At 43.3% G+C, this 24,411-nt stretch carries 24 protein-coding genes; 7 read left to right on the plus strand and 17 right to left on the minus strand.

The window, feature by feature from the left end; translation table 11 throughout:
* The first annotated feature begins 93 nt into the window (after positions 1-93).
* Positions 94-528 (plus strand): hypothetical protein, encoded by a 435-nt coding sequence (locus C0638_RS21455; protein ID WP_025677835.1) that lies wholly within the window; start codon positions 94-96, stop codon positions 526-528.
* 50 nt (positions 529-578) lie between these two features.
* Here the strand turns inward: C0638_RS21455 and C0638_RS21460 are convergent, their stop codons facing one another.
* From C0638_RS21460 to C0638_RS21500, 9 genes are all read right to left on the minus strand, one after another.
* A complete protein-coding gene (locus C0638_RS21460; protein ID WP_102163774.1) occupies positions 579-1,496 on the minus strand; it encodes an aminoglycoside phosphotransferase family protein in 918 nt (305 codons plus the stop codon).
* A gap of 178 nt (positions 1,497-1,674) precedes the next feature.
* Positions 1,675-3,696, minus strand: coding sequence for an NAD(P)/FAD-dependent oxidoreductase (locus C0638_RS21465; protein WP_058711091.1), 2,022 nt, complete (start codon positions 3,694-3,696; stop codon positions 1,675-1,677).
* A 286-nt stretch (positions 3,697-3,982) separates the two neighbouring features.
* The gene (locus C0638_RS21470; RefSeq protein ID WP_040101396.1) at positions 3,983-4,513 is read right to left on the minus strand and encodes a hypothetical protein; all 531 of its coding nucleotides are present in this window, start codon (positions 4,511-4,513) and stop codon (positions 3,983-3,985) included.
* Positions 4,514-4,652: 139 nt separating this feature from the next.
* The gene (gene aguB / locus C0638_RS21475; RefSeq protein WP_013371044.1) at positions 4,653-5,528 is read right to left on the minus strand and encodes an N-carbamoylputrescine amidase; all 876 of its coding nucleotides are present in this window, start codon (positions 5,526-5,528) and stop codon (positions 4,653-4,655) included.
* 29 nt (positions 5,529-5,557) lie between these two features.
* Positions 5,558-6,589, minus strand: coding sequence for an agmatine deiminase family protein (locus C0638_RS21480; protein WP_058711090.1), 1,032 nt, complete (start codon positions 6,587-6,589; stop codon positions 5,558-5,560).
* Positions 6,590-6,707: 118 nt separating this feature from the next.
* The gene (yfcE, locus tag C0638_RS21485) at positions 6,708-7,259 is read right to left on the minus strand and encodes a phosphodiesterase (RefSeq protein ID WP_025677844.1); all 552 of its coding nucleotides are present in this window, start codon (positions 7,257-7,259) and stop codon (positions 6,708-6,710) included.
* Positions 7,260-7,361: 102 nt separating this feature from the next.
* A complete protein-coding gene (locus C0638_RS21490) occupies positions 7,362-7,580 on the minus strand; it encodes a maltose acetyltransferase domain-containing protein (protein ID WP_233902249.1) in 219 nt (72 codons plus the stop codon).
* A 148-nt stretch (positions 7,581-7,728) separates the two neighbouring features.
* On the minus strand, positions 7,729-9,144 hold the full coding sequence (locus C0638_RS21495) for a glycoside hydrolase family 1 protein (protein ID WP_058711089.1): 1,416 nt from the start codon (positions 9,142-9,144) through the stop codon (positions 7,729-7,731).
* 259 nt (positions 9,145-9,403) lie between these two features.
* On the minus strand, positions 9,404-10,312 hold the full coding sequence (locus tag C0638_RS21500) for an ROK family protein (RefSeq protein WP_082689635.1): 909 nt from the start codon (positions 10,310-10,312) through the stop codon (positions 9,404-9,406).
* Between the two features lie 320 nt (positions 10,313-10,632).
* On the opposite strand from C0638_RS21500, the gene C0638_RS21505 reads away from it, so the two are divergent.
* The 3 genes from C0638_RS21505 (at position 10,633) to C0638_RS21515 (ending at position 12,744) form a co-directional block, all read left to right on the plus strand.
* A complete protein-coding gene (locus tag C0638_RS21505; RefSeq protein WP_058711087.1) occupies positions 10,633-10,968 on the plus strand; it encodes a ribosomal protein L7/L12 in 336 nt (111 codons plus the stop codon).
* Between the two features lie 16 nt (positions 10,969-10,984).
* Positions 10,985-11,464, plus strand: coding sequence for a Cys-tRNA(Pro) deacylase (gene ybaK, locus C0638_RS21510; protein ID WP_025677847.1), 480 nt, complete (start codon positions 10,985-10,987; stop codon positions 11,462-11,464).
* A gap of 89 nt (positions 11,465-11,553) precedes the next feature.
* On the plus strand, positions 11,554-12,744 hold the full coding sequence (locus tag C0638_RS21515; RefSeq protein WP_058711086.1) for an oxalate decarboxylase family bicupin: 1,191 nt from the start codon (positions 11,554-11,556) through the stop codon (positions 12,742-12,744).
* 13 nt (positions 12,745-12,757) lie between these two features.
* On the opposite strand, the gene C0638_RS21520 is transcribed toward C0638_RS21515, so the two are convergent.
* The 4 genes from C0638_RS21520 to C0638_RS21535 form a co-directional block, all read right to left on the minus strand.
* Positions 12,758-13,618 (minus strand): NmrA family NAD(P)-binding protein, encoded by an 861-nt coding sequence (locus tag C0638_RS21520; RefSeq protein WP_013371035.1) that lies wholly within the window; start codon positions 13,616-13,618, stop codon positions 12,758-12,760.
* 72 nt (positions 13,619-13,690) lie between these two features.
* On the minus strand, positions 13,691-14,119 hold the full coding sequence (locus C0638_RS21525) for a nuclear transport factor 2 family protein (RefSeq protein ID WP_058711085.1): 429 nt from the start codon (positions 14,117-14,119) through the stop codon (positions 13,691-13,693).
* A gap of 166 nt (positions 14,120-14,285) precedes the next feature.
* Entirely contained in the window at positions 14,286-14,870 is a 585-nt protein-coding gene (locus tag C0638_RS21530; protein WP_013371033.1) for a TetR/AcrR family transcriptional regulator, read from the minus strand.
* A 170-nt stretch (positions 14,871-15,040) separates the two neighbouring features.
* A complete protein-coding gene (locus C0638_RS21535; protein WP_014599726.1) occupies positions 15,041-15,760 on the minus strand; it encodes a YebC/PmpR family DNA-binding transcriptional regulator in 720 nt (239 codons plus the stop codon).
* Positions 15,761-15,978: 218 nt separating this feature from the next.
* Between C0638_RS21535 and C0638_RS21540 the strand changes: the two genes are divergently transcribed.
* Positions 15,979-16,743 (plus strand): spermidine synthase, encoded by a 765-nt coding sequence (locus C0638_RS21540; protein WP_082689634.1) that lies wholly within the window; start codon positions 15,979-15,981, stop codon positions 16,741-16,743.
* On the opposite strand, the gene C0638_RS21545 is transcribed toward C0638_RS21540, so the two are convergent.
* The 4 genes from C0638_RS21545 to C0638_RS21560 all read right to left on the minus strand — a co-directional run bounded on the left by C0638_RS21545 (position 16,740) and on the right by C0638_RS21560 (position 22,168).
* Positions 16,740-18,485 (minus strand): proline--tRNA ligase, encoded by a 1,746-nt coding sequence (locus tag C0638_RS21545; RefSeq protein WP_058711084.1) that lies wholly within the window; start codon positions 18,483-18,485, stop codon positions 16,740-16,742. The genes C0638_RS21540 and C0638_RS21545 overlap by 4 nt on opposite strands.
* 322 nt (positions 18,486-18,807) lie before the next feature.
* Positions 18,808-19,503 carry a P-loop NTPase family protein gene (locus tag C0638_RS21550; RefSeq protein WP_025677854.1) on the minus strand — a complete coding sequence of 232 codons (696 nt, stop codon included), beginning with the start codon at positions 19,501-19,503 and terminating at the stop codon, positions 18,808-18,810.
* Between the two features lie 97 nt (positions 19,504-19,600).
* Positions 19,601-20,644: a carbohydrate kinase family protein gene (locus C0638_RS21555; RefSeq protein ID WP_058711083.1), complete on the minus strand. Its 1,044-nt coding sequence runs from the start codon at positions 20,642-20,644 to the stop codon at positions 19,601-19,603.
* Between the two features lie 234 nt (positions 20,645-20,878).
* Positions 20,879-22,168, minus strand: a complete 1,290-nt coding sequence (locus tag C0638_RS21560; protein WP_058711082.1) for a glycoside hydrolase family 27 protein — start codon at positions 22,166-22,168, stop codon at positions 20,879-20,881.
* Positions 22,169-22,378: 210 nt separating this feature from the next.
* Between C0638_RS21560 and trhO the strand changes: the two genes are divergently transcribed.
* Both trhO and C0638_RS21570 read left to right on the plus strand, forming a co-directional pair.
* Positions 22,379-23,272 carry an oxygen-dependent tRNA uridine(34) hydroxylase TrhO gene (gene trhO, locus C0638_RS21565; protein WP_058711081.1) on the plus strand — a complete coding sequence of 298 codons (894 nt, stop codon included), beginning with the start codon at positions 22,379-22,381 and terminating at the stop codon, positions 23,270-23,272.
* Positions 23,273-23,479: 207 nt separating this feature from the next.
* Positions 23,480-24,406, plus strand: coding sequence for an AEC family transporter (locus C0638_RS21570; protein WP_058711080.1), 927 nt, complete (start codon positions 23,480-23,482; stop codon positions 24,404-24,406).
* Positions 24,407-24,411: the final 5 nt, after the last annotated feature.

A 24,411-nucleotide genomic window follows, 5' to 3' on the forward strand; every position in this document is an offset into this window, starting at 1 on the left:
TTTTTACCAACCATTAACAATTCTTTTGACTGCAATCGATAAATAGAATAGAGGAGATTCTCCTCAATATTTCAAACTGAAGGGGACAGGCAAATGAATAGAGTATGGACGAAAGCATCGGCTATTTTATTGGTAGTGATATCCCTGATATTCAATGGAACATACGCGCTCGCAGCTTCAGCAACATCAACGTATATCGTTACGTTTCAACAAGCAACCTTGGTATCAAATGACCACGTAGGCAACAATTGGGCCATCGCTGCCCAGGTGGCTGGTCAGTCCATTAGTGAAGGTAACAACGTAAAAGTAAAGGCCAAGTCGGGTGGCAGTATTAAGCTGTATGCGTACGCTGAGGAACAAGACAAAATTCCTGATGTAGGCGAAGCCACCAAAAATGTAAAGGTCTCTTCGGTTTCTTCGAAAGGTTCTACCGTTAAGTTAAGAGTCACTGTTACTGAAAACCGTGGACGCTATTCAGGTCATCAAGCCGTTTGGGAATTCACCTATAAGATTAAGAAACAATCATAAAACACTATAAATAGACCGTCACTCTCAGGAGCGGCGGTCTTCACATTTTACTACTCAGGTGAACGAGGTAGATACCATTTTGGTATAACCGTTTGAAAGTAATCATACCCCTCCAAAACCTCTTCAGCTCGTTGCACCATATCGTCTACCTCTTCTTTGCCAAATGGAATGGCCCAGTGAATCGATGAAATCTGATTGCTTGCAATATACAATGCCATTAACCTAAAAAATAAATCCGGCACATCGTTATTGAAATAACCGTGAATACGACCAGAAGCAAATAATGGGCTTAATCCCGCACACCAGGTGATACGATTGAATTCCTCCCAGGGATCGCCATAATCCAGTCTATTAAAATCAATGATACCCAGTTCACCAGATGAGGTAATCACCATATTGCCCACATGATAATCCCCATGCTGAAATGTCTGGGGGCGATTTTCTAATAGATGACGGTTTTGCTCAATAAAACTTATCGTTTGATCTGCTCCTTTTAAAGCAATACCGCATGACTTATAGTTTCTGATATATCTGTTGGTTTTGGCATTATAATGTTCAGCCCATGGGACGCGATCTTGCTCCGCGTAAATCTCATGCAACTTAGCCAATACCTTTCCAGCTTGAACTCCAAGTTGGTACTGCTGTTCTGCATTTAATGTGGGGATAACTCCTTCAGCATCCTCCCCGTTGACCCAGGTAAATAAAGAGTATACCGACTGTCCGTTGTTGCACAATCCAAAACCAAGCGGACGGGACATTAGAACATTATCTATATGATCCAGCTTTTTTACGGATTCAAATTCTCGCTGTTTCTTGTCATATTGGGTGATATTCGAAATTCTCAGCAGCAAATCTCTACCGTCAGTGGTTTGAATAAAATATTTGCTGTCACTGGACCAGCCTTTATGAATTTCTTGCACGTTCCTCCATGCGCTGGCACCTGGAATTTCACTCAAAAATTGACTCACGCTCGCATCCCCCCACGCTAATAGCCTTGTTATACCTTCCATAGTTTACCTTTAAAATGACAAAGGAATCAATCTTCTTGCCAGCATAAATCCAAATAAAAAAGGCTGAAAAGACAGACGTCAACCTGAATATAAAGTGAGTTGTTGGTCATAAATACCTATCACCTATACCCTCAATTTAGTAAGAATAGGAGAACTCATTTTTAAATTCGTCTACCCGTTGAATGGTTTTCAGAATATTCCGACCTTCACGGGTGCCATCAATAATACGACGCGCTTGTTTGCTGTCTCCGATATTTACAACTTCCACCTGATGCTCTTTTCCATATTGAAGCAAGCTATCCATCAGTGGAGTGTATGAACGCATACCCAAACATACGAACCCTAGATCAAAAGGAATCTCAAACTCCTGTTCTCCATGCTTTACTTTGAAGCGGTCGCTGCACACTTCTGTCAAAGCCGTCTCTGTATGGACATTTACTCCCCTTTCCTCCACCATTTTCATCATTGAAATGCGGGTAATCATATCCAGATCCTTGCCCAATAAAGGCATCATCTCAATGATAGAAACTTTTTGAGCCCCGCGTTCCGCATAATATTCTACAACATCCAGTCCCACGGCTCCTCCACCCACTACAGCAATACGTTTGCCTTCAAACTCTTGAAAGTTCTCCATGTTGTTCAACAGGTCAAAGATGGAAAATACTTTTGTACCCGGTTTGCCTAGTTGATCGTGCAGACCTGCAATGGGTGGAAGCAGTGGCTGGGCCCCAGTTGCATTGACAATAATATCAGGATTCAGAGCACTAATCATCGACATATCTGCTTTTGTACCCGTGACAATGTTCAGATTGGTTAACTGCTTGGTGCGCTGAATCAGATAATCTGGGAAATCATTGATGCGCGTTTTGTCTGGTAAGCGAGCAATATCACGCGCGAGGCCACCCAGTTCTGGCTTTTCTTCGAAGAGAGTTACTTTGCAGCCTACCTCAGCCGCTGTACAGGCCGCTTCCATCCCCGCTGTGCCCCCACCGATCACAACGACTTGAACACTGTTTCTAACTCGTTGTTTCATGTATTCAGCTTCCTTGAACAGATCCGGATTAACCGTACAGCAAATTGGTTTACTTTTGGAGATACGGTGATCGGCACAACCAATGTTGCAGGAGATGCATTTTCTAAGCAAATGCTCGTAGCCGTTTTGCACTTTAAGCACCCAGTTCGGTTCTGCGATCAAACCTCTGCCCATTGCCAGAAGATCAGCGTCACCTCTTGCCAAAATATCCTGAGCAGCCTGTGGGCTCCGTATATTACCCGAGGTCATCGTGACCTTTCCGAATTTTTCTTTTACCGCTTTGGCCATATATGAGCGCCAACCATCAGGCAGGTTCATCCCGTCAATCTGGAACTGGATGGAATCATTTAGAGCTGCGGAAACGTTCAAAATATCTACCTCATCATTGAGATACTCCAGTAACTCCAGTGTATCTTCCAAGGTGTTCCCACCTTCTGTGAACTCCTCCGCACTAAAACGTAAGCAAATGGGGAAAAATGGACCCACCACTGAACGAATTTCATCAATGACTAATCTGGCAAAACGAGTACGGTTTTCTGCGCTGCCGCCAAATTCATCCGTACGTTTATTATACACTGGCGAAAGAAACTGACTCAGCAAGTAGGAATGTCCTGCGTGAATTTCAACACAGTCAAACCCAGCTCGTTGCGCTCTTCCCGCTGCTTCGCCGTATTTACGCACAATGGCATAAATTTCTTCTTTTTGCAGAGGTCTTGGGATCGCTCCACCCTTTTTAGAAGGAATATTCGATGCGGATACGGGTTGAACTCCGTTCAGTCGTCCCGCATAAGCCGAAGCACCCGCATGGTTAATTTGTACAGAAACACATGCCCCATAAGAGTGCAGGGCTTCTGTTAATCTAAACAGTCCAGGAATAAACTGATCATTATCCATCCGCAGCTGGGTTGTCCCGTTCGTTCCCATGGGGAAATCCAGACAAACATTTTCTACTGTGATCAGGCCAGTCCCCCCTTTAGCCCGTTGCACGTAATAGTCAATATGATCCTGAACAAAGCTTCCATCCATGGCAGCAAAGTTGGTTCCCATTGGGGGCATTACAATCCGATTCTTCAAGGTCATGCGCCGTATGGTCAGAGGTTCAAATATCGCAGGATAGTAGTTCATTGTTCTTCCTCCTTGCAGGTTTGCAAATTTCATTTTCAAGTTTCATTAAATAACTCATACATGTGATTTTTTTCACTTTAAAGGATATCGAAGTTTTATTGAGTACGATCATTCCTTATGACTTGATTTTATATCATCCAATCTATAAATTCTAATGCTATTTTATGTACTTAATCATAGTTTCAGTCTATGGGTAAAATATAGTCTTACACCAAAAAAAGGAACAACCCTTTGAGAAATGTTCCTTTTGACTCAAACCAAAATCATACTTTTATTCGTTATTCACCTACGCATTCGTTCTTTTGAAGCCGAAGGGTCTACGCTCCAATTTCCCTTCCCTGACATATCTGTCCAGTAGTTCACACATTGTAGCATATCCATTTTTTCTGAATGAAGATGCGTAGGTCCTAGCTTTAGGAGAGGTGTTCAAATATTGAAGGAAAAATCCCTCGTCAATCACCTGCGTATCGCAAATATAAGCTTCAATCGATGTATGCCATTCTGGGTGATGCTCCCCAATATTCACAAACAGACAATGATCACCATGTAAATCAGCTGACCATATTCCATCAATAATCAAGTCTGTTTCTCTTTGTTCCAGCCATTCAAACTGAGTTGGGAACGTCTCGTACTCCGAAGGTCTGATTTGACGGGTTACGGTAGCCATTCGTTCACATAAACGCTGCGCAGATAGCGTATATTCGTCCCACAAGCCCAAAATAGCCATATCTCTTGCACGCGAGTATTCCCACTCTTGATCTTCTTCTGCCGAAGTTTGTAAGTGTGTGAACGTTTGGTTTATCCCCTTATGCCTCATTGCTATTCTTCTTCCTCCGATCTATCACAAGATGTATTCCATTTAGAAACCAAAAATCCCTTGCTCGAAAAGCCATGTGAGTTCAGAAAAGAAACATCACGGCTTGACGGCAAGGGAAATATACCTATCTGTATACAGATTATACTTTTAGATCACCATCATAGGTAGCAATCATTTTGTATAGTTCGGGACGACGGTCACGGAAAATGCCCCATTCGATCCGCCCTACTTCGAGCTCGTCCAGATCAAATTCAGCAGTAAGCACTTCTTCATCAGTACGACTCGCTTCTGTGATTTTGTTCCCCTGAGGTCCGGCGATAAATGATGAGCCGTAGAAATTGATACTGGATTCTTCATCTGTTTCCATTCCGATGCGGTTGGAAGCAATGACTGGAATCAGATTGGAAGCTGCATGACCTAGCATGCAGGTCTGCCAGTGGTCCTTGGAGTCAATGGAAGAATCCTGTGGCTCAGAACCAATCGCTGTCGGATAGAACAAAATCTCTGCGCCCATAAGCGCCATACAGCGGGCCGCCTCGGGATACCATTGATCCCAGCATACGCCTACCCCAATTTTGGCATAACGTGTATTCCACACTTTAAACCCAGTATCGCCCGGATTAAAATAAAACTTTTCCTCATACCCAGGACCGTCCGGAATGTGGCTTTTACGGTATTTACCCAACACTTCACCGTCTGCATCAATGACAGCAAGACTGTTGTAACGAGCATAGTTTTTCTTTTCGTAAAAGCTGATTGGCAGCACAACCTGCAATTCTTTGGCAATCTTCTTGAAATGATTAACCGCTTTGTTGTGCTCCAGCTCAGTTGCATATACATAATAGTCAGACTTTTCCTTCTGGCAGAAGTACGGAGTTTCGAACAATTCCTGCAGCAAAATAATTTGCGCGCCTTGGGCTGCCGCTTCACGTACCAGTTTCTCTGCTTTGCTGATATTTTCTTCAATATTGGTAGAACAGCTCATTTGAGTTGCTGCCACTTTTACTTTTCTCACCTTAGTCCTCCTTATGAATGTTGTATCGTTTAACGCTTTACAGCAGGCATCTGCTGGGTTGTACAGTGTACGTTACCGCCTTCACGGATAACTGCCATACCATCTACAGTGCGGATCTTGCGATTCGGAAATACTTTTGCTAGTACTTGCTGGGCTGCAAGATCGCTCTCAGCGGCAGTTCCGCCAAACACTGGCAAAATAATGCCGCCATTCACAAAGTAGAAGTTAATATAGCTCAGTGTCAGTCGGCTGTCTTCATAATCCACACGCGGAGGTTGGCCGATCTGAATCACTTCCAGCTTACGACCTTTGGCATCCGTTGCTTGCTCTAAGATGCGCAGATTTTCCTGCGTGATTTCGTAATTTTCATCCTCAGGATCATCACATACTTGCATAATGACCTTGCCAGGAGCAGCAAAGCAAGCAATATTGTCCACATGACCATCCGTTTCGTCGCCACTGAGTCCACGTTTTAGCCATATAATTTTCTCGGCACCTGTATATTCGCATACGTACCGTTCAATGTCTTCTCTGCTTAGTTCCGGATTGCGATTGGGATTAAGCAAGCACTCTTCGGTTGTAATTAGGGTGCCTTCGCCGTCTACGTGCAGTGAACCGCCTTCCATTACTAGCGGTGCATCTAACCGTGGAACTCCAAGTTGGTCCAGAATTTGCGGCGCAACCTGGTCATCCAGATCCCATGGAGCATATTTGCCGCCCCAGGCATTAAACTTCCAGTTTACACCTGCCAACTGACCATGTTCGTCTGTCAGAAAAGTTGGACCGTTGTCACGCAACCACGCATCGCTATGCTCTATCGGCAGCAGTTCTACCCGTTCCCCAAGTTCAAGCGCTTTAACGCTCTCCAGATCATCTGGATTTACGACTACGGTAACTGGTTCAAATTCCGCCATGGCACTTATAATTTCGGCATAACCCTTACTTACCTCGGCATGCATCTCCGGGTAAACCATTGAAGATTGTACAGGCCAGGAAATATACGTACGTTCATGTGGCGCCCATTCAGGCGGCATCTTATAATGTGAATCCTTAATTTGCATGTATTGAAGCTCTCTTTCTTTTCAAAATGTAGACTCCGCTCCTATCATACAATAATATGATCTTTGTCTCAATCGAAGCGGAAAAGTTTTAATAATTCACATGGAAATTTAGGGGGAATCACTTTGAAAAGGTGATTGTTTTTACTGTACTGCCATCAAAATCCTTCACAGTAAATTGTGCTCCCTCCAGCACACCATAAGAGGATGGGTAGTTTTCTTTTGGCAATGCGATCGAACCAGGGTTCAGTACAAAGACCCCATTTTCCACATCTGCTACCGGAATATGAGTGTGTCCCTGAATGAACACATCCCCTGCTTCCAGTGGCGGCAAATTTCCGATACTAAAACCATGTCCGTGCGTGACATAGATTCGCCGTCCTTCATGATACAGCAAAGCATAATCACCCATCATTGGAAACTCTAGCAACATCTGATCCACTTCTGCATCGCAATTCCCGCGCACCGACACTGCAATGTGGGATTTGTATTGGTTCAGCATAGCAGCCACTTCCGCCGGGTTATATCCTTCCGGTAACGGATTACGCGGTCCATGGTACATATAATCTCCAAGCAAGACAATACGGTCAGCTTTCTCCTCCTTGAATTTTTCCAGTGCTAATTGCAACCAGTACAGCGAACCGTGAATATCTGATATAAACATTAATTTCATAGTTTTTCCTTCCTTTCTGAATAGACCACTGTAATTTAGAAATGTTCCTCTTACGTTCATTATTACACTATTCCCTGAACAAATCTGTGCAAAAATGTTTCTTTACCCATAGTCACACACAAAAGGTTGCTCAATCAAGAATCTGTCGGTTGTCTTTCCTAATAAAGTTTTGATGAGTGCTTCTCGTTCTTCCATATTTCTAGGATGGAGCTGATTGTACTCGTAGCAGAGACCTTTGGCGTATAAACGTTCCTCAATCAATTCTTCATCATAATTAGCATTGTATAGGAGCCCTAATTGTGATTTTTCTTTTTCTGTCATAGCACACTCCGTTTATGTAGCTAGATACTTGTCGTAAATGACGCTTATGAAAAAATTTGGCGACCGCTTCCCCCATAATAAAGCAGAAGCGGTCGCCACGTAAAAACATCATTCTGTTTTTATAACTTAATTACTGGTTTATTATAAATTAACGCTTCAAGCTTTCACCGTTCGTAGCAATAACTTCTTTGTACCAGTGGAACGATTTCTTTCGATATCTTTCAAGTGTACCGCTGCCATCATCATGACGATCTACGTAAATGTAGCCATAACGTTTTTTAAGCTGAGCAGTCGACGCGCTGACAAGATCAATACAGCCCCAAGATGTATAGCCCAGAACCTCTACTCCATCTTCAATCGCTTCCCCAACTTGAACCAAATGATCATTCAGATAGTTGATTCGGTAGTCATCTTCAACCGTTTTTTCACCTTTTTCATTGGTGATAAGCTCGTCCACAGCGCCCAGACCATTTTCAACGATGAACAGTGGTTTTTGGAAGCGATCATAAAATGTATTCAGCACATAGCGCAGACCTTGCGGATCAATTTGCCAGCCCCACTCACTTGCCTCGAGATGCGGATTGCTAACCCCACCGAGGATGTTACCTTCACCTTTGACTTTTTTGGTTTCGTCAGCCGTCTCACAAGTACTCATATAATAACTGAACGAGATAAAATCAACCGTATGCTTCAGATCTTCAGCATCACCTGGCTCAAAATGAATAGAGATTCCGTTTTCTTTGAAGAAACGTTTCATGTAACCTGGATACTGACCTCTTGCATGAATATCGGCAAATGCCATGTTTCTGTGATCAAATTCCATTGCTGCAATCACATCGTCTGGATTAGGTGTCAGCGGATAAGTAGGCATACTCAGTACCATACAACCAATTTTGAAATCAGGGTTAATCTGATGACCGATTTTTACTGCTCTTGCACTCGCTACCAGCTCATGGTGAATAGCTTGATAAAGGTCTTGTTCACTAAGTTGATCTTTTGGTGTGCTAATCCCGCCACTCATGAATGGTGCTTCAAGAATGGAGTTGATTTCATTGAACGTCAACCAGTATTTAACTTTATCTTTGTAGCGATTAAATACAGTTGTTGCATAGCGCTCATAGAAATCAACAAGCTTACGGTTCACCCAACCATCGTATTCTCTGGACAAATGTAAAGGTGTTTCATAGTGAGATAATGTAACGAGTGGCTCAATACCATATTTATGAAGTTCATCAAACAAATCATCATAAAATTGCAGTCCTTTTTCATTAGGCTCCAGCTCATCACCTTTAGGGAAAATACGTGACCAAGCAATGGAAGTACGGAACACTTTAAAGCCCATTTCCGCAAAAAGTTTGATATCTTCTTTATAATGATGGTAAAAATCAATACCGATCAACTTCATATTATCTTCTGTTGGTACATCCGTCACCGGTCCCCAACCACCACGAGGAGTTACATCTTGAATGGACCAGCCTTTTCCGTCTTCTTGATAAGCGCCTTCGAGCTGATTAGCAGCAACTGCTCCACCCCACAGGAAATCTTTTGGAAACTGTGTACTCATATTTTCTCCGCCTTTGCTGATGTTTTTTCATTAACTAGGACATAAACACGTTACCTCTACGCTAATGTTTATAAAGTACTTCTAATTGAATCTTAAGGTTTGTAACGCGTTTCATGTCAAGTATTATTTTAAAAACTTGCAGAGTCTATAATCGTATTATCTCCAATACATACTTCCCTATTTATAACAACGTCCCCACCCATCTATCCGTTAATTACCAATTGTAACTGGGTGAGCTATTCTTCAAAGTGGAAGGCCTCTATTTTCTTTTTTCCACCAATTGTAAATTGTAGGTCAAGCTTTCAAGGGTAACTGAAATCAACCCATACATGTATTCATCGTGCGTATCGTTTTTTATAAAAATCTCAGGCATATGTTCTTTGGGTACATCTTTAAGACAGCCGTTATAAATATCATCCAACAGTGCTGGCTTAGATAACTCTCCTGTCAAAGCGATCGATACAGGGTCTATAATCGCAATAATGGATGTTATCGTTTTGATCGCCAAAAAAACAAATTCCTGTGTGCTATTTAACTGTTTAAGCTGTTCCTCTCTCGTTATGCCAAAGGGTAAAAAGGAAACTTCCCCGGCAAATTTGGTATTTCCTTTTAACAAATGTCCATCGACAATAAAACCCGCTCCCGGAAAATTATCCTTGGGAAACGTAACAATAGCGAAGGTTTTGTCCTCATCATAATTTTGCATGTTATAAAATCCATAGACGGTCAGATGCATATCATTTTCAATGGTGACTTCTACCCCGTATTTATCTTGAAGGCGTGGTCCTACAGGGACTCCTATCAGCAGATCAAGATCGCAGACATCAATAACCCCTTGATGAACAACCCCCGGGATGCCAATACCAATCGCTTTAACGTTTTCGTAGTTGTTAATCAGCTCTTCAATTTGGTGATCTATTACTTCATAATCAATATGAGGCACAACGGATGTGTTCTCTGCAATAATATCGCCAAGCATATTGGCAACAGCATAAGTAAGAGAATCTACTCCGCCTTCCGTTTTCACAGTTAAACAAATAATATAGGAATAATCAGCGTTATATTTGTAACGTCTAGCCGGACGCCCACCGTTCGATTCTTCCAATTCCATCTCTAATACTTCTCCGGTTTGAAGAAGCTCATTTAGAATATTTCCGCAGGTTGCCACACTAAGTCCTGTAATACTGGCTATAGACGACTTGGTTGCATATTCCTTGGATTTCAGTGTGTTTTTAACTAGCTCTACATTAATGTGTTTGACCCGAATCGTATTATTGGAAACTGGTTGTATTTGAATACACCCCTTTTGAAGTGATTATAAAAAGCTTAATAATAAGCTGTAATATAACGCTCGGTCTGTAATAAGTCAATTTGCCCTCCCCGTACGCAAAGAATATGATTCTCAATTCGATTAGTCAATCATCATGATATACTATGTTTAAGAGACAAAAATTTAGTGATAAAACTAACAAGAAAAGGGAGATTCTATTGTCAACTAGCGAATTTGTAGCAATCATTGCATTGATCCTCTCCGTCATACTTTTGTTCAAGGTCTATCGCCTTCAATCTCGGCTTAATGACTTGAAATCCGATGTGGAGCGTCTTGAGAATCGTTCAGGACTAACGGGAACCTCGATGTCAAATACAATCGCTCCTCCTGCTCCACATATCCAACACGCAGAAGCTTCCGAAGAAATCAATGAAAGGCTGCTTCTACTACTCAGGGAAGGAAATAAGATTAAAGCCATAAAAGAGTTAAGAACCGCTAGAAATCTTTCTCTTAAGGATGCAAAAGATTATGTAGATCACTTGGAAAAACGCTAAGAAAAGAAGAATTAAAATGAGTATCAGTAAAACAAACGCTATGCGTATATTGGACGGGCAACACATCCACTACAATATTTTGAGTTATGACCATCAAGATGGAAAAATAGACGGTATGAACGTAGCCGAAAAGATTCAAAGAGCACCGGAATCTGTTTTTAAAACTTTGGTTGCACATAGCAAACAAAATCTGTTTGTTTTTGTCATTCCTGTACATAAAGAGCTCGATCTCAAAAAGGCTGCCAAATCTGCGGGAGAGAAGAAAATTGAAATGCTTCCAGTTAAGGATCTGCAAAAACATACGGGATATATTCGCGGCGGCTGCTCTCCCATAGGGATGAAAAAGATCTATCCCACTTATATCGACCAGCCTGCAGTTGAGCTGGAAACGATCGTCGTAAGCGCTGGGAAAATTGGAACCCAAGTGGAGCTGAGTCCGCATGATTTAGCCCAAATCATTCAAGCACAGTTTACAGATCTAACGCACACGGCATAAAACTCATCACGTCCTCATAAAATCTTTATGCGTATTTTCTCTTAATCCTATGCTTCATCATGCTTCAACTTGGAGAGGAAGATCAAATAATGCATAATGATTGCTCGAAAAAAGTCGGAATCCCCCAGCCCATAAGAAGTGATGGCGCAGGGGGGATTGACAAGGGTCCACGTGATGTGATGAGGGATTTACAAAATCCAGATATGCTGGTTCCTCCCGTAACGGACAATGGTCTCCTACCGAATATGAGGTTTTCTTTTTCAGACGCCCATATGCAGCTTAATCATGGTGGATGGTCAAGAGAAGTTACAGTAAGGGAATTACCCATTGCCACAACTCTTGCCGGCGTGAATATGAGTTTGACACCGGGCGGTGTCCGCGAACTTCACTGGCATCAGCAGGCAGAATGGTCTTATATGCTGTTAGGTAGTGCTCGCATTACGGCAGTTGACCAAGATGGACGTAATTTTATTGCTGATGTAGGCCCTGGCGATCTCTGGTACTTTCCACCTGGCATCCCGCATTCTATACAGGGCCTTGAAGAAGGCTGTGAATTTTTGCTGGTTTTCGACGATGGCAGTTTCTCCGATCTGAACACCTTATCCATCTCGGATTGGTTCGCACACACACCTAAAGAGGTGCTCTCTGCAAATTTCGGGATTCCAGAAGCCGATTTTGCAGAGATTCCTCAAGACCAAGTGTACATCTATCAGGACTCCGTTCCCGGTTCAATTCAAAGTCAAGCGGTTCCTTCTCCCTACGGGACGTTGCCCCAATCCTTTAAGCATGAGTTACTAGCTCAGCCCCCGATCAAAACACCAGGCGGAAGCGTACGGATCGTTGACTCCTCCAATTTTCCGATTTCCAAAACCATTGCAGCTGCCCTTGTTGAGATTGAGCCTGGAGCCATGCGAGAAATGCATTGGCACCCCAATAATGACGAATGGCAATACTATCTTGCCGGGCAAGGACGGATGACTGTCTTTGGCGGTAATGGTGCAGCTCGTACATTTGATTTCAGAGCCGGGGATGTTGGATATGTGCCCTTTGCTTACGGTCATTACATTCAAAATACAGGTTCTAGCACACTATGGTTTCTTGAGATGTTTAAAAGTGACCGTTTTGCAGATGTGTCCTTAAATCAATGGATGGCTCTTACGCCTAAAGAACTGATTCAAAGTAATTTACAGGTTGGCGCTGATGTGATCTCTAATTTACGAAAGGTCAAATGGCCCGTCGTCAAGTATCCTGGTTACTCTTATGACCCTAAAAAGAAATAAAGGAAACACTTTGTCATGATGTCTTCCAGCTGTTTCCGTGGCTCAGAACAAACTGCTCAAATGAGACCGGACAGCGCCCAGTGACAAGCTTAACGGTATCGGTCACTTGGTCTTCACTTCCATTTTCACGTATCCTTCTATCTAATCCTGCCAGCATATCTGCATATTCCTCAGGCATTCCAGCGTGAACCATGCCCGCTTTCAACTCTTCATCAGACAACGAGATATGCTGGATCGGTTGGACTGTTGATTTCCCGATCAGTTCAGCCACTTCGTCATATGTTAGTGATTGAGGTCCAGTGATGACATGAGCCGTGTTGTGTGGTTTATCGTCAATAAGAGCCCTCACTCCCACTTCTGCAATGTCATCTGCACTTACGAAGCCTATTCTCCCGTTTCGGGTTGCACTATAAATGGCCTTGTTGTTTTTGATCGTGCCCACATGCTGGCCTTCTGTGAAATTCTCCATAAAGTAGGATGGCTGCAGTACAGCCCACTCTGGAGCTAATCTACGAAGTGCTTGATGCACAGGTCCAAATACTGGTCCGTCCTCAGGCACAGATGCGCTCCCTAACAGCACAAATCTTTGCACTCCGGCACTCAAGGCTTTTTCAATAAAAGGAATCATCACTTTGGCGGGATTGACGTCCAGCACAGGTACTACCAAATAAATTTTACCTACATTCATCAGCGCCTGTGCATGTGTTGATTCATCATACCAATCAAAAAATACATAATCAGCCCCTTCCGAATTGCCAGGTTTAGTACGCCCTGCCAAACGTACCGGATACTGAAGTTGCATAAGTCTGGCAGCTACACGGCTGCCTGTTTTGCCGTTTGCTCCTGTAATCAACGCTATATTTCTGTCTTTCATGAAATTCAACTCCTATTTTAATTTTTATTTTCGCCTAGATCTCTATATCCCTATGAGACTTGACTTTTTCATTCACGATTCTAGAGCTTCTAGAGCTACTAAAGGGTTCCAATAATCTTTGTAGTGAGTAATTTTTCCGTTCTTCAGCTTAATAACAGAAATGTAGGTTTGATTATACGGTTTACCTGTGCTCACAGCCTGCGCCTCAGAGGCGAATTCGGCCACGAATAAACTCGGGTCCGTTGTCGTATGGATAGTTGGTGAAGAGAAATGCTGAATCCGAAGTATACTAGGAAACTCCTTAATATACTCGTAAATTGCTGCTTTACCCTGAAGCACTTGTACAAAATGTTTAGGTGCATAAGGGAACTCGAAAACAGCGTTATCATCAAATAATGAAATCCATTGCTCCATATTTTCTTCTAACAGGTTGCTCGTAAATTTATGCATGACTGCTTGTGCTTGCTGTTTTACATCGTCAGTATTCGGATTGATATTCATGGTAGACACCTCGCATATTTATTTTAATTTCTGTTTAAAAAGTGAATTCAAGACGCGAAAATAAACATAATCATTCTAGACTGAATAGTCTATAATACTCAAAAAAAAATTTGACTAATCGGTCTGGAATGTTCAAAAAATAAACGCTATTAAGCGTTCATAAAGATCAATCCAAAACCGACAGCGTCGTACGTACAATATCTCTAAGCACCTCAGTGCTGGCGCCTGTCTTGGCGGTAAATGTCAACGATAGTCGGGCATGATTTAGAAATCTGGCGATTGACAATAGCTCAGATTCTGTAGCATGAATCTCCCCCTCTTTTTGGGCGCGGACTAGGGCGTTGTAAAAAGCAAGTTCAAGCTTTTCAGTATTTTCAGAAATAAAAGCTTTGATCTCATGATGATGCGGAGCCTGTTCAATAGCACTGTTCATAATAAAGCATTCCTTGGACAGTCTCTTATCCGTCAACACTCTAACAGATTCATTAAAAATCGTCGCTATTGCATCCTTAATGCTCCCAGGTTGACTGAGCAGATGAACTACGGCTTCAGTTTTGTCACGTATATAAAGCTGAATAGCCGAAAAAAATAAATCATATTTCGTTCCGTAGGTATCATAAAGACTCTGCCGCGCTATACCCAGCTGATCCAGTAAAATTGTCAAAGAAGTTCCCTCATAGCCATGTTCTCCAAATACAGCCATAGCTTTTCGCAGAACACTTTCAGTATCAAATTCTTTAGCTCTTCCCAAACCTCATGTTCACCTCCTTGACTATGATTATAATTTTTACAGACTGATCAGTCAAGAAAATGAAATTGATTTTATATCATTTTATTCACAAAAAAACCATCGTACTGAAATACGATGGTTTAGGGATGTTTATTTTATCCAAACGCTCAGATGTAAATGATGCAATCCGATTATTCCTCAGAGTCTACGTTGTGGTACACCTGCTGAACATCTTCCAAATCCTCTAATGCATCAATCAATTTATCAAATTGAACCTGTGCATCTTCCGGAAGAGTAATATCATTTTGGGCAAGCATGGTGAGCTCAGCCACAGTAAACTCCGTTACTCCTGCCTGCTTGAAAGCTTCCTGAACAGCATGGAATTGATCAGGCTCTGCATATACGATGACGGCTTCATCTTCTTCAATGATGTCACGAACCTCGACATCTGCCTCCATCAGTAGCTCCAGCACTTCATCTGCGGTTTTACCCACCAGACCAATAACTGCCGTGGAATCAAACATGTAGGCTACAGATCCGCTCACGCCCAAGCTACCGCCATTTTTAGTAAATGCAGAACGCACATCCGATGCTGTACGGTTTACGTTATTAGTCAGTGCATCTACAATGACCATGGAGCCGTTCGGTCCGAAACCTTCATAACGAAGCTCTACGTAGTTTTCATCGCCAGCACCTTTTGCTTTTTCAATAGCACGGTCAATGATCGCTTTCGGTACATTGTACGTTTTTGCACGTTCTAACACGACTCTTAGTACCCGATTGGATTCAGGATCTGGCTCGCCCTGTTTGGCTGCCACATAAATTTCCACGCCAAATTTAGCATATATACGACTCGTATTAGCATCCTTGGATGCCTTCTTTTCTTTAATGTTATTCCACTTACGTCCCATAATATCCCGCTCTCTTCCTGTATGAATATACACAACGAACTTCATTATATCCTTGTATATTATATCTCCTAAAGGACATACGAACAAGTTCAAACAACTCCGTTATGGAAAAATAAACAATTCTACCTTATTAGGGATGCTTCAAGAATGTGAACTTTCAATCCTCTCATCTATGGACAATAATCCTATGAATGTCTAAGATGAGGAGGAAGTCTGACTTGAAGGAGATTATTCACTTGGATGTCTTACATAAAAAGTTGAGCAATAACCATGAAATCACGGTATATGAAACCACGGAGCTGTATGGTGAAAAGGGATTATTTCGCGTGATGCAATTCTCCAATGCAGCCATCCAAGGTGCGATGGATTTGAATTATCCGCAACGTATACTGTTCGAATATCCCAGAGCAATCATCCATCTCATGGAGCTGAACGACCCGTCATTTGAAGACGTGTTTGTTATCGGACATGGTGTAGGCACGATTGCGGGTCATTTTGCAGACAAACGCTTTAAGATTGCCGAGCTGGACGCACAAGTGGTAGAATTCAGCCGAACATTCTTTGGATACGACCAGGACAATGTAGTTATTGGTGATGGACGCCGCATTCTGGAGAAGGAGAGCCCGGATGCTTATGACTATATTATTTTGGACGCCTTCACGGAGCAGGGTACGCCTTTGCATTTAATATCTTGGGAATTTTTCAAAATGGCCAAAGAAAAGCTGGATGCAGAAGGCTCGCTAATTATGAATTTGATAGGCAAAAGCGAACACGATCATCTGATCCATGCCATTCACACAACGCTGCGTGAAGAATTCGCCTATGTTACCACGTTCTCCCTACCCTCGGAAGGCATTGCTGACATCCAAAATATCATTATGATAGGTCGAGACAAGCCCATTCGTTTTCAGGCACGTCAGATGGCCGACTTTCATGAGATTACCCTTGGAGAAGGTCATGTTCTGCGGGATACAGATGCTTAGTGTTGGATGAGGTTCAGTATCCGTCTCTCTACATCATGGATATGAATTGACTCTTTGTGGCTGCTTCTTCGCTCTACGAACTCTACTTTTCCGTGTTCAGCATCTTTACCAACGACGATACGCACAGGAATACCTACTAAATCCGAATCTTTAAATTTAACCCCTGGGCGTTCCTCACGATCATCTAGCAACACCTCCACACCGCGATCCTGCAGTTGGCTGTATAAGTCCTCAGCTATTTGCATCTGAAGCCTGTCTTTCACAGAAATCGGAATGATATGAACCTGAAACGGGGCAAGCGCATGCGGCCATATCATTCCGTTCTGGTCATGATTTTGCTCTACAATGGCGGACAGGATTCGGGAAACACCAATACCATAACAGCCCATAATCATCGCTTGATCAGTTCCGGACGCATCTAGAAAAGTTGCACCCAGCTTTTCACTGTACTTGGTGCCCAGTTTAAATACGTGTCCAATCTCAATTCCTCGATGAAGTTCCAATTTCCCTTCGTCACACCGAGGACATCTATCCCCTTCTATAATATTGCGCAAGTCTGCCACATAGCGAAGATCTAGATCGCGTCCTGGATTCACATGCCGATAATGGTAATCCTGCTCGTTCGCGCCTGCAAAACCGCTAGACATTTGGACAACGGCGTAATCCACCCACACAGGGATTGTCAAGCCGCATGGACCTATGAACCCGGGTGGGGTTCCAGTCGCCTTTGTGACGGCATCTGCATTTGCTATTTCGAATTTTTCACTACCTAAAATTTGTTTAACTTTTACTTCGTTGACCTCATGATCTCCTCTGACAACTATCGCAATCGGCTGATCGTCAGCCATATAAATCAGTGTTTTGATGATTTCCTTCGGCTCTATGTGAAGCGTTTCAACGAGTTGATTTATGGTTCGCAAACCTGGAGTGTACAGTTTTTCCATTTTATCTGTATCAATTGAAGGATGGCTGTCATGTTCATCTTCATTGGAGACAGAAGATATTCCTACGCTCCCCGTCGTCCGTGGCTCCGCCTTTTCAAGATTGGCAGCATAATCACAGCAGGTACATGCCACAATGGTATCCTCTCCAATCTCAGCCAGTGCCATAAATTCATGAGTTTCACCCTCACCACCAATAGCGCCTGCATCTGCTTCGACTGCGCGAAAATTCAGACTGCAGCGGGTGAAAATACGTTGGTAGGCCTGGAACATCGTCCAATATGTGTGATCTAGTCCTGCCCAATTGGCATCAAACGAATAGGCATCCTTCATCAAAAATTCTCTGCTGCGAAGCAGACCAAACCGAGGACGTCGTTCATCCCGAAACTTGGTTTGAATTTGGTACAGTGTTACTGGCAATTTCCGATAGGAATTCACCTCATTTCGTATTAAAGACGTAATGACCTCTTCATGTGTAGGACCTAATGCGAACTCCCGATCATGCCGATCTTGCAGACGCATCAGCTCAGGACCGTACACATCGTATCTCCCCGATTCTTGCCACAGCTCCGTTGGCTGTAATGCAGGCATTAACAACTCTCCAGCCCCTGCACGATCCATCTCATCTCGTACAATTTGTTCCACTTTTCTGAGCACCCGTCTGCCCAGTGGCATATAGGTATACATTCCAGCCGCCAATTGGCGGATAAATCCTGCCCGCAGCATCAGCTGATGGCTGATCACTTCGGCCTCTGCAGGTGCTTCACGTAAGGTTGTCAATAATAATTGGCTTTGGCGCATGTGTGGCTTCCTCCTTGTAAGAACGTAAAATGTACGCAAAAAAGACACATCCGTCAGGGACGAATGTGTCGTGGTACCACCCTTCATTTGACCGTAACCATATACGGGACGGTCCTTCTTCAGATAACGGCATCTGGCCGGTAACGGTTTATCTTACGCACCGCTACAGCTCGCAAGGCAGGGAAACGTTCATTCGCGGCGAGAAACCTTTCAGCCCATGGGTTTCTTCTCTGTACAGCGGGTAATTGAACCTTTGATCCTTGGTCTACACTATTCCTATATATTACAATTTTCACCACTTTACACGAAACGCAGGTTTGAGTCAAGGAGATAATTGTCTATCTGGGCTCATCCAGGGACATGAACAATATTTAGATTTTAGGATAATCAAATTCCGTTCATTACCATATTGCAAAATGAGCGGCCAGATTTTAGGACGGATACGCCTGCGAAAACCCAGAACAAAGCGGACAAACCGAGGTGAAATATCCCAAATACGAACGGCTTCCCGCTCTATTCCTGTGGGTAACTCCTTGGAAAATAAAAAACGGTTAAGCGAACGTGTGATAACACCTGATATTGCCTCAATCGTGCTGACATCCATCACGATGATTGTATCGGAACGCTGGAGTCGCTCGGTAAAATAACGCTCATGATAATTCCCTTCGATAATCCATTCTTCCCTTTGCAGGACTTCTCCCAGCTGTTTGTGAAATTGCTTGTCCGTACTCCGCTTCCACTCTGGCCCCCAATACAAATCATCCAACGAGGTATACGGCAAATGAGTCCACATCGATAGACGTTTGGCCAAAAAAGTCTTACCGCTCCCCGGTGAGCCGATTACGATAATACGCTTAGCATGCTGCACAGCGAGAAGATCGTCACTTTGTCCTGCACGTAAGGTCGAAATGGAATAGATCAGTCGATATAGTAAACCTACTGCCAAAGCCCCTCCCTTTAAAAGCAAATAAAGTAGGAACAGCGGTAGAAAAACAATAGCGTATTTCACACTGTCCATCAGACAACCTGCTCCTTTTATAAATTCAATAATTGAGACCATTACGTCCGTGAAGCTCTAAATACACGCTGCTGTAGGTTAGTGTTCTCTTCTTTACTTATGTATTTTTCTTTTTAAAATACACACCCTTAAAAAAAACAAAATTTTGCGAATGTGTGCCATACAGCTCCTGGAATCTAGAATGAAGTTTATTCATAGAAATGGTGTCTGAGACTGTCCGATCCGTTTGTATGGTTAAATCGACACAACTGATTCCAAACTGGCACACTTGTTCCATAGGATAACCTTGGGTAATTCCATAAATCATCCCGGCAATAAAAGCGTCGTCTGCGCCTGTGACATCAATGACCTGTTGAAATGGGTGTATAGGGATTTGTCCATAAGTACCATCTTGAGAAGCAAACAACACACGCTCAGCACCGCAGATAATAATGACATTTTGAACCCCAAGTTTGTGAAAAACTCGGGCTGCGTCCAATATCTGCTGATCATCTTTAAGTTCAAGTCCCAAATAAGCTTCAGCCTCTTCCGGTTGGCATACCAGCCATTCCACCCCATGCAAATTTCGTGGAAGCTTTCTCATCTTGGAAGCTGACACCGAAGAAACGACAAGCGGAACCTGATGTTCCAGACAGACATGTATGGTGGCCGCTATTACGTTCATAGAAAAATTAGTGTCCAGCAGAACGAGTCGGGACGAGGCGATTAAAGGAATATTTTCAAAAATTACGGAAGGACGAATCTGATCATAAATCTCCATTTCTGCTGTCGCTACAATCATTTCACCATGCTCGTTCAGCAAGGCAGTATAGACACCGGTTGACGATTCACCTTTGACTTGAAGAGGAATCACGTGCATGTAACGGCTGGACTGTTCGATGATAAATTCACCTTCAGCATCGTCCCCAACTGCGGTCAGCAGGCTGACCCGTCGACTCAACCTCCCTAAATTTTCAGCCACATTCCGTGCTACCCCACCGCAAGATTGCAGACTAGTGCTGCTCGGGTTGGAGGTGTGAAGCTGAAATGTACCTTTAATCATGATTTTACGATCCAGATTGGCCCCTCCGATACACAGAATTTGTTCACTAGAGGGCCAAGGCTCGTCCTGCTCATTTTTGTGAATTTTTTTTAATTTCATCATTTGACTCCTTTCTCGACTCTATTCGCTAGAATGATTTAAATTTGTGCAGAAATAGGTACTCTATAAACCTAACATGTTCCAAATGTCAAATTCCCAAGAATCATGTCGAGTCCGTTAAAAATATCATAAAGTTACACATACAAAAAAATCACCTTATCGTAAAAACATCCTCCACTTTACAATAAGGTGACTAGAGCTGAACGTACAGCTTAGATCCTTCCTAACATCCTGTTATTTTATAATGAATAGTGCAGCTCCATGAGGGGGTAAATCTGCAGACAGTTCCTGCACTATATCACCTAAATCCACATGGTTCCATAAGTCTCTGGCACTTGCCTGCCCTTCAATTCCAAGCTCCTGTAAGGACACACGGACTGTGGAAGCTTCATCTCCAGCATTAAATAAAGCCGCATATACGTGACCTTCCTCGTTGTGAGAAGTCCAAACGATATGTTCATCCTTTCTGTAGACCTGTCGCGCATTCACACCGTTGTGATGAACATCGAGCACTTCTTTGTTCGTCAGCAATGAAAGTGTCCATTCGTCATTATCACGCAGTTCTCCCCCAAACATCAGTGGAGACCGGAAAATGCTCCATAAGGTCATCATTGTCAGCTGCTCATCCTTCGTAAAGCGTGTCCATCGATCATGACTGCCGGAATCTACTGAATCTACCGAACGAATACCCAGATGGCCCAGTGGCAACATGTCGCAATCCGGCCAGTGACCTAGACCTACATGTTCCGCCCATTTCTCGCAGCGCTCAAGCATACCATACAGTAAAGGCCATACATCCCAGAAGTCATCAGTCATACGCCACATATTCGCGTTTGCGATTAAATCAGATGCATGCTCCAGCGGTGCGGGACCAGGCGATAGACTCAACACCATCGGACGTCCGCATTGGGCGATAGCCCGCTCAATCAATTCAATTTCCGCCAAATGAATACCATAGAGACGTGATGCAGCAATGTCATCTACTTTGACAAAATCCACACCCCATTCCGCATACAGGTCAAATAACGAATTATAATACTCCTGTGCGCCTTCCTTGGAAGCATCTACCCCATACATATCTGTGTTCCAAGGACAAATAGAGTTAGGAAGTGCAATTTGTCTGGCTGTAGCTGTAGTTCCTAAAATCGGAGTATCCTGATGAACCGCCTGGCGGGAGATGCCTCTCATAATATGTATCCCAAATTTTAATCCCAGACCGTGTACATATTCCGCAAGAGCTTGGAAGCCGCGTCCATCTGCTGCCGAAGGAAAACGATTCACCGCTGGAATAAGACGTGAATATGAATCCATTTCCAATGGGACAAACGGGCGATACTGTGAAGATACTGCTCCTGACTCATACCACTGAATATCCACCACAACATATTCCCAACCATATTCCTTCAGGTGCTCCGCCATATATTGAGCATTTCCTCGCACTTCCTCTTCCCGTACTGCTGCACCGTAGCAATCCCAGCTATTCCACCCCATAGGTGGTGTATGCGCTGTCAAATGATGTTTCATTGAATTCATCCTTTCATCTGCTAGACCTCAACCTGTTACTGCGAATCTCATCAACCCCACAATACCATTATAATGTAACCCCTTACTTTTGTCGCTCGTCATCTTTTCCGTTTCCACTTTTTAAACATTTATGTTGACTAACTTAAAGAATGTGGTACATTTAAACTTGCTTGTTAAAAAACTTTGACTTGAATCAGAGGGTGATTTTACATGTGTGAACATGCTTATCGAATTTTGTTGTTTTACAAATATGTCAATATTGAAGATCCTGCCACCTTTACGGCAGAGCATCTGGCTTACTGCAAGGAGTTGGGCGTCAAGGGAAGAATCTTGATTGCTGAGGAAGGAATCAACGGAACACTGTCCGGTACAGTAGAGCAAACGGAGCAGTATATCCGTGATTTGCGCGCTAATCCGAAATTCCACGATATCGTTATTAAAATAGATGAGTCTGACGGTCATGCGTTCAAGAAAATATTTGTACGCCATCGTCAGGAGCTGGTTACGCTACGTCATGAGGACGAGCTGGACCCTAATGTAATTAGCGGCAAGCGTCTATCACCAAAGGAGTTTTATGAACAGCTCCAAGATGAAAATGTCGTGGTTCTGGACGGACGTAACGACTACGAATATGACATCGGTCATTTCCGCGGAGCTATTCGCCCCGAAGTTGAATCATTCCGTGAATTTCCACAATGGATTCGCGATAATATGACTGGGTTCAAGGATAAAAAAATCCTAACATACTGTACCGGAGGTATTCGTTGCGAAAAGCTGTCTGGTCTGCTGATTAAAGAAGGCTTTAACGATGTAGCTCAGTTGGATGGCGGCATTGTGACTTACAGCAAGGACCCAGAAGTACAAGGACGTTTGTTTGACGGTAAGTGCTATGTATTTGACGAACGAATTTCGGTTCGAATCAACCATACAGATGAAGACGTTGTTGTTGGTAATTGCTACCACTGTGAAACAACAAACGATCATTATATTAACTGCCCCGTGTGCAATCTCCAACATATCGTGTGTCCAGATTGCGAAGAACAGCATCAACACTATTGCTCTGACGATTGCCGAACTAAAGCGGAAACTATGGCTTCTGCATAAACCTTCAGAATACTCGGTTTCATATAAAAGGGATGTTCCTATTAGCCGTTTAACATGGCTGTGGACATCCCTTTTGTTATTTTCAGAATAAGTGATCTAAGCTTCATAGCATATACCTATAACCTTAATTGTTTATCCATCTTGGACGGGTTCGAAAGTAGCGCCTTATAATGGAAAATGTCATTACAGAAAGGATGAGTGGAATTCATGGTTCAAATCGTACTTTCAACTCTTTTATCCGTTATCGTTCCGCTGTCCATTCCGGTAATTGCCGGATTTTTACTCGGCAAATTCATGAAGCTGGAAACAAAACCGCTCTCGACTTTGTACTTATATTTTTTAAGTCCCGCCATGATTCTGGACACACTGCTCAAGGCACAGCTTTCCTGGCATGATGTGGCACTGACAGCCGCTTTTTCATTACTGAACCTGCTGCTTTTATGGGGAATTGCACAATTAGCGGGGAAAATCTTCAGGCTGAGCCCCCCGGAAACGGCGGGACTCACCTTAATCTCCACACTGACTAATAGTGCAAATTATGGGTTGCCGCTTATTTTACTTGCTTTTGGACAGCTTGGCCTGGATAAAGCCTCCGTATATGTCGTCATCCAGATGATTATGGTCAATACCATTGGTGTATACTTTGCAGCCCGCTCTGAATTTTCTATTCAAAGTGCCGTGAAGTCAGTATTTTCTCTCCCTGCGATCTATGCGGCTCTTCTCGCACTGGGACTTCGAGCATTGGATTGGCATCTACCCTCTGGCATTCAATCAGGTGTCTCGGTGATTGCAGCCGCCTATTCTCCGGTCGTGCTGGCGATTCTCGGTACCCAGATGGCTTATGTAAAAATATTCAGGCTCGAGCCATCTATTAAAAAAGCCAGCTACGCAGGACTGATAATTCGACTTCTGCTCTCCCCGCTTGCGGCTTGTCTTGCCATGCTGATACTGGGAATTTCAGGACTTTTGTTTTCCGTTCTCTTCATTCTGGCCTCGATGCCAGTGGCTGTGAATGCAGTCATTTTAGCCGAAAAATTTAATGCATCCCCAAAACTGGTTTCTACCTGCATCTTGTGGAGCACGCTTGCTTCATTCCTGATTTTGCCCATTCTGATTATGCTGGTAGCAGGTTAGACAGA

The sequence above is a fragment of the Paenibacillus sp. lzh-N1 genome (genome assembly GCF_002872435.1).
Lineage (GTDB): Bacteria > Bacillota > Bacilli > Paenibacillales > Paenibacillaceae > Paenibacillus > Paenibacillus polymyxa_C.

What these genes read in the sequence shown, in the direction of transcription:
- C0638_RS21455 (WP_025677835.1), top strand. Translation starts at nt 94, where the DNA reads ATGAATAGAGTATGGACGAAAGCATCGGCTATTTTATTGGTAGTGATA.
- C0638_RS21550 (WP_025677854.1), bottom strand. Translation starts at nt 19,503, where the DNA reads ATGGACAGTGTGAAATACGCTATTGTTTTTCTACCGCTGTTCCTACTT.
- C0638_RS21535 (WP_014599726.1), bottom strand. Translation starts at nt 15,760, where the DNA reads ATGGGACGTAAGTGGAATAACATTAAAGAAAAGAAGGCATCCAAGGAT.
- C0638_RS21560 (WP_058711082.1), bottom strand. Translation starts at nt 22,168, where the DNA reads ATGAAACATCATTTGACAGCGCATACACCACCTATGGGGTGGAATAGC.
- C0638_RS21470 (WP_040101396.1), bottom strand. Translation starts at nt 4,513, where the DNA reads ATGAGGCATAAGGGGATAAACCAAACGTTCACACACTTACAAACTTCG.
- C0638_RS21545 (WP_058711084.1), bottom strand. Translation starts at nt 18,485, where the DNA reads ATGCGCCAAAGCCAATTATTATTGACAACCTTACGTGAAGCACCTGCA.
- C0638_RS21490 (WP_233902249.1), bottom strand. Translation starts at nt 7,580, where the DNA reads ATGACAGAAAAAGAAAAATCACAATTAGGGCTCCTATACAATGCTAAT.
- trhO (WP_058711081.1), top strand. Translation starts at nt 22,379, where the DNA reads ATGTGTGAACATGCTTATCGAATTTTGTTGTTTTACAAATATGTCAAT.
- C0638_RS21520 (WP_013371035.1), bottom strand. Translation starts at nt 13,618, where the DNA reads ATGAAAGACAGAAATATAGCGTTGATTACAGGAGCAAACGGCAAAACA.
- C0638_RS21480 (WP_058711090.1), bottom strand. Translation starts at nt 6,589, where the DNA reads ATGCAAATTAAGGATTCACATTATAAGATGCCGCCTGAATGGGCGCCA.
- ybaK (WP_025677847.1), top strand. Translation starts at nt 10,985, where the DNA reads ATGAGTATCAGTAAAACAAACGCTATGCGTATATTGGACGGGCAACAC.
- C0638_RS21515 (WP_058711086.1), top strand. Translation starts at nt 11,554, where the DNA reads ATGCATAATGATTGCTCGAAAAAAGTCGGAATCCCCCAGCCCATAAGA.
- C0638_RS21495 (WP_058711089.1), bottom strand. Translation starts at nt 9,144, where the DNA reads ATGAGTACACAGTTTCCAAAAGATTTCCTGTGGGGTGGAGCAGTTGCT.
- C0638_RS21570 (WP_058711080.1), top strand. Translation starts at nt 23,480, where the DNA reads ATGGTTCAAATCGTACTTTCAACTCTTTTATCCGTTATCGTTCCGCTG.
- yfcE (WP_025677844.1), bottom strand. Translation starts at nt 7,259, where the DNA reads ATGAAATTAATGTTTATATCAGATATTCACGGTTCGCTGTACTGGTTG.
- C0638_RS21465 (WP_058711091.1), bottom strand. Translation starts at nt 3,696, where the DNA reads ATGAACTACTATCCTGCGATATTTGAACCTCTGACCATACGGCGCATG.
- C0638_RS21555 (WP_058711083.1), bottom strand. Translation starts at nt 20,644, where the DNA reads ATGAAATTAAAAAAAATTCACAAAAATGAGCAGGACGAGCCTTGGCCC.
- C0638_RS21525 (WP_058711085.1), bottom strand. Translation starts at nt 14,119, where the DNA reads ATGAATATCAATCCGAATACTGACGATGTAAAACAGCAAGCACAAGCA.